The following is a 5,539-nucleotide window of genomic DNA, read 5'->3' on the forward strand; positions in this document are numbered from 1 at the left end:
CTAAAAGGAGTCCGGCGGTGTCCTACTCTCCCACAGGGTCCCCCCTGCAGTACCATCGGCGCTGTGAGGCTTAGCTTCCGGGTTCGGAATGTGACCGGGCGTTTCCCTCACGCTATGGCCGCCGAAACACTATTGATGTTTCAATCAAACCTAAAGCAATGATGAATCATTGTTGAAGGTAGTTCTCGACCGTACATCGAGAACCACTCAGTGGACGCAAGCACCAACAAACGGTGTGTTATCAAGTCATCGGCTTATTAGTACCAGTCAGCTGCACACGTTACCGTGCTTCCACATCTGGCCTATCAACCCAGTAGTCTGGCTGGGAGCCTCTCACCCGAAGGTATGGAAGTCTCATCTTGAGGCCGGCTTCCCGCTTAGATGCTTTCAGCGGTTATCCATCCCGAACGTAGCTAATCAGCGGTGCTCCTGGCGGAACAACTGACACACCAGAGGTTCGTCCAACCCGGTCCTCTCGTACTAGGGTCAGATCCTCTCAAACTTCCTACGCGCGCAGCGGATAGGGACCGAACTGTCTCACGACGTTCTAAACCCAGCTCGCGTACCGCTTTAATGGGCGAACAGCCCAACCCTTGGGACCTACTCCAGCCCCAGGATGCGACGAGCCGACATCGAGGTGCCAAACCATGCCGTCGATATGGACTCTTGGGCAAGATCAGCCTGTTATCCCCGAGGTACCTTTTATCCGTTGAGCGACAGCGCTTCCACAAGCCACTGCCGGATCACTAGTCCCGACTTTCGTCCCTGCTCGACCTGTCAGTCTCACAGTCAAGCTCCCTTGTGCACTTACACTCGCCACCTGATTGCCAACCAGGTTGAGGGAACCTTTGGGCGCCTCCGTTACTTTTTGGGAGGCAACCGCCCCAGTTAAACTACCCACCAGGCACTGTCCCTGAACCGGATTACGGTTCGAAGTTAGATATCCAGAGTGACCAGAGTGGTATTTCAACAATGACTCCACGGTAACTGGCGTCACCGCTTCAAAGTCTCCCACCTATCCTACACAAGCCACACCGAACACCAATACCAAGCTGTAGTAAAGGTCACGGGGTCTTTCCGTCCTGCTGCGCGTAACGAGCATCTTTACTCGTAATGCAATTTCGCCGAGTTCGCGGTTGAGACAGTTGGGAAGTCGTTACGCCATTCGTGCAGGTCGGAACTTACCCGACAAGGAATTTCGCTACCTTAGGATGGTTATAGTTACCACCGCCGTTTACTGGGGCTTAAATTCTCAGCTTCGCCTTGCGGCTAACCGGTCCTCTTAACCTTCCAGCACCGGGCAGGCGTCAGTCCGTATACATCGTCTTGCGACTTGGCACGGACCTGTGTTTTTAGTAAACAGTCGCTACCCACTAGTCTCTGCGGCCTCCAAACGCTTTCGGAGCAAGTCCTAATACGTCGAAGGCCCCCCTTCTCCCGAAGTTACGGGGGCATTTTGCCGAGTTCCTTAACCACGATTCTCTCGATCTCCTTGGTATTCTCTACCTGACCACCTGAGTCGGTTTGGGGTACGGGCGGCTAGAACCTCGCGTCGATGCTTTTCTCGGCAGCATAGGATCATCCACTTTTTATCCGCATCGTGTCTCAGCCTGTATGAGTCGCGGATTTGCCTACGACTCGGCCTACGCACTTGCACCAGGACAACCATCGCCTGGCTTGGACTACCTTCCTGCGTCACACCTGTTAATACGCTAACCGCACCAGCATGGGGTCACGTGCTCCCCTCCACGGTGTCACCCGAAGGCGACGATGTGAAGGCTCGGACGTTTAGCACCACTGGATTAGCTTGGGCGGTTCTTCGCCGGTACGGGAATATCAACCCGTTGTCCATCGACTACGCCTGTCGGCCTCGCCTTAGGTCCCGACTTACCCAGGGAAGATTAGCTTGACCCTGGAACCCTTGGTCTTTCGGAGGACGTGTTTCTCACACGTCATTCGCTACTCATGCCTGCATTCTCACTCGTGTAGCCTCCACGGCTGGTTTCCACCGCCGCTTCGCTGGCCACACGACGCTCTCCTACCCATCAACACGGCTGGACCACGAAGGCCTACCAATAATGTCAATGCCACAACTTCGGTGGCGTGCTTGAGCCCCGTTACATTGTCGGCGCGGAATCACTTGACCAGTGAGCTATTACGCACTCTTTCAAGGGTGGCTGCTTCTAAGCCAACCTCCTGGTTGTCAGAGCAACTCCACATCCTTTCCCACTTAGCACGCGCTTTGGGACCTTAGTTGGTGGTCTGGGTTGTTTCCCTCTCGACTATGAAGCTTATCCCCCACAGTCTCACTGCTGCGCTCTCACTTACCGGCATTCGGAGTTTGGCTGACGTCAGTAACCTTGTAGGGCCCATCGGCCATCCAGTAGCTCTACCTCCGGCAAGAAACACGCAACGCTGCACCTAAATGCATTTCGGAGAGAACCAGCTATCACGAAGTTTGATTGGCCTTTCACCCCTATCCACAGCTCATCCCCTCAGTTTTCAACCTAAGTGGGTTCGGTCCTCCACGACGTCTTACCGTCGCTTCAACCTGGCCATGGATAGATCACTTCGCTTCGGGTCTAGGACATGCGACTGAATCGCCCTATTCAGACTCGCTTTCGCTACGGCTACCCCACACGGGTTAACCTCGCCACATATCGCTAACTCGCAGGCTCATTCTTCAAAAGGCACGCTGTCACACCTACCAGGGGTGCTCCAACGGTTTGTAAGCAAACGGTTTCAGGTACTATTTCACTCCCCTCCCGGGGTACTTTTCACCTTTCCCTCACGGTACTTGTCCGCTATCGGTCATCTGGGAGTATTTAGGCTTATCAGGTGGTCCTGACAGATTCACACGGGATTTCACGGGCCCCGTGCTACTTGGGATACTCTCCACGCCAGAACACGCATTTCGACTACGGGGTTGGCACCCTCTATGACCGGCCTTTCAAGACCGTTCGTCTATACGCTTCTGTAACGTCGCCAGCTCGGCAGAACTGACTGGTGAGTCCCACAACCCCGAATATGCAACTCCTGCCGGATATCACACACACTCGGTTTAGCCTGATCCGGTTTCGCTCGCCACTACTAACGGAATCGCGGTTGCTTTCTCTTCCTGTGGGTACTGAGATGTTTCACTTCCCCACGTTCCCTCTACCCGCCCTATATATTCAGGCGGGAGTCACTAGGTCGGCACGCCGCCCAGCGGGGTTTCCCCATTCGGACACCCTCGGATCAAAACTTGCTTATCAGTTCCCCGAGGCTTATCGCAGATTGCTACGTCCTTCTTCGGCTCCAGATGCCAAGGCATCCACCGTTTGCTCTTAAAGACTTGAAATCACATGAGTTTGAATCAAAAACCCGACCAGTCCGAAGACTGAATCAGAAATTGACTAATGATCTTTAAGATCATCTTGCGCAACTGATCAACGACCAGTTGCAAGATGCTCGCGTCCACTGTGTAGTTCTCAAAGTACGGGCGGAACCCCCATCCACCTGCCCCCACAAGGACAAACAGAAAGAGGTCCAGAGGTTCAGACCAGATCCCGAAAGATCCGCATCCGGTCCCTCAGGACCCAACAGCGTGCAGGTGCGACATCCGCCACCCTCCCCGTTCCAACCACCGAAGCAGCGTACTGAAGAAGAACAACATCCCTCGCACCATGTCAAATGTTCCACCCATGAGCTCCCAGCGAAGAACGTACGCCTTCGATCTGGGTTCTGGACACCCGAAGATGTCAGATGCTCCTTAGAAAGGAGGTGATCCAGCCGCACCTTCCGGTACGGCTACCTTGTTACGACTTAGTCCTAATTACCGATCCCACCTTCGACGGCTCCCTCCACAAGGGTTAGGCCACCGGCTTCAGGTGTTACCGACTTTCATGACTTGACGGGCGGTGTGTACAAGACCCGGGAACGTATTCACCGCAGCGTTGCTGATCTGCGATTACTAGCGACTCCGACTTCATGAGGTCGAGTTGCAGACCTCAATCCGAACTGGGACCGGCTTTTTGGGATTCGCTCCACCTCACGGTATTGCAGCCCTTTGTACCGGCCATTGTAGCATGCGTGAAGCCCAAGACATAAGGGGCATGATGATTTGACGTCATCCCCACCTTCCTCCGAGTTGACCCCGGCAGTATCCCATGAGTTCCCACCATTACGTGCTGGCAACATAGAACGAGGGTTGCGCTCGTTGCGGGACTTAACCCAACATCTCACGACACGAGCTGACGACAACCATGCACCACCTGTTTACGAGTGTCCAAAGAGTTGACCATTTCTGGCCCGTTCTCGTATATGTCAAGCCTTGGTAAGGTTCTTCGCGTTGCATCGAATTAATCCGCATGCTCCGCCGCTTGTGCGGGTCCCCGTCAATTCCTTTGAGTTTTAGCCTTGCGGCCGTACTCCCCAGGCGGGGAACTTAATGCGTTAGCTGCGTCACGGAATCCGTGGAATGGACCCCACAACTAGTTCCCAACGTTTACGGGGTGGACTACCAGGGTATCTAAGCCTGTTTGCTCCCCACCCTTTCGCTCCTCAGCGTCAGTTACGGCCCAGAGATCTGCCTTCGCCATCGGTGTTCCTCCTGATATCTGCGCATTCCACCGCTACACCAGGAATTCCAATCTCCCCTACCGCACTCTAGTCTGCCCGTACCCACTGCAGGCCCGAGGTTGAGCCTCGGGATTTCACAGCAGACGCGACAAACCGCCTACGAGCTCTTTACGCCCAATAATTCCGGATAACGCTTGCGCCCTACGTATTACCGCGGCTGCTGGCACGTAGTTAGCCGGCGCTTTTTCTGCAGGTACCGTCACTTTCGCTTCTTCCCTGCTAAAAGAGGTTTACAACCCGAAGGCCGTCATCCCTCACGCGGCGTTGCTGCATCAGGCTTTCGCCCATTGTGCAATATTCCCCACTGCTGCCTCCCGTAGGAGTCTGGGCCGTGTCTCAGTCCCAGTGTGGCCGGTCACCCTCTCAGGCCGGCTACCCGTCGACGCCTTGGTGAGCCATTACCTCACCAACAAGCTGATAGGCCGCGAGCCCATCCCCAACCGAAAAATCTTTCCAAACGCAGACCATGCGGTCACGTCACATATCCAGTATTAGACGCCGTTTCCAGCGCTTATCCCAGAGTCAGGGGCAGGTTGCTCACGTGTTACTCACCCGTTCGCCACTGATCCCACAGAGCAAGCTCCGTGTTCACCGTTCGACTTGCATGTGTTAAGCACGCCGCCAGCGTTCATCCTGAGCCAGGATCAAACTCTCCGTAAAAAAGAAATGCATACGAACCGGGGAAAAACCGGAACGCAGCGAGTTTGATGCTGACCAAAGAGACGAACTCATTGCTGACTTCATCCGTTGCCAACCCCACAAGGAGGCTGGTCTTTGATCCAAAGGAATTCTCACCCAGCCGAAGCTAGACGAGGACAATTTGGCATTTGACAAGTGCACGCTGTTGAGTTCTCAAGGATCGGATGCTCCCACGACCCAGCCATCACAGCCAGGCCCGCAGGGCAACTTCTCTATCTTA

3 rRNA genes are annotated in these 5,539 nt (G+C 54.7%); all 3 read right to left on the reverse strand.

What is annotated here, in order from left to right:
* Window positions 1-9: 9 nt before the first annotated feature.
* The 3 genes from rrf to KAF39_RS15845 all read right to left on the reverse strand — a co-directional run bounded on the left by rrf (window position 10) and on the right by KAF39_RS15845 (window position 5,280).
* Window positions 10-126 (reverse strand): 5S ribosomal RNA (gene rrf, locus KAF39_RS15835).
* A 111-nt stretch (window positions 127-237) separates the two neighbouring features.
* Window positions 238-3,340 (reverse strand): 23S ribosomal RNA (locus KAF39_RS15840).
* A 415-nt stretch (window positions 3,341-3,755) separates the two neighbouring features.
* A 16S ribosomal RNA gene (locus tag KAF39_RS15845) occupies window positions 3,756-5,280 on the reverse strand.
* Together the 16S, 23S and 5S rRNA genes form the textbook arrangement of a ribosomal RNA operon.
* Window positions 5,281-5,539: the final 259 nt, after the last annotated feature.

This window comes from Microbacterium sp. BLY (genome assembly GCF_017939615.1).
Taxonomy (GTDB): domain Bacteria; phylum Actinomycetota; class Actinomycetes; order Actinomycetales; family Microbacteriaceae; genus Microbacterium.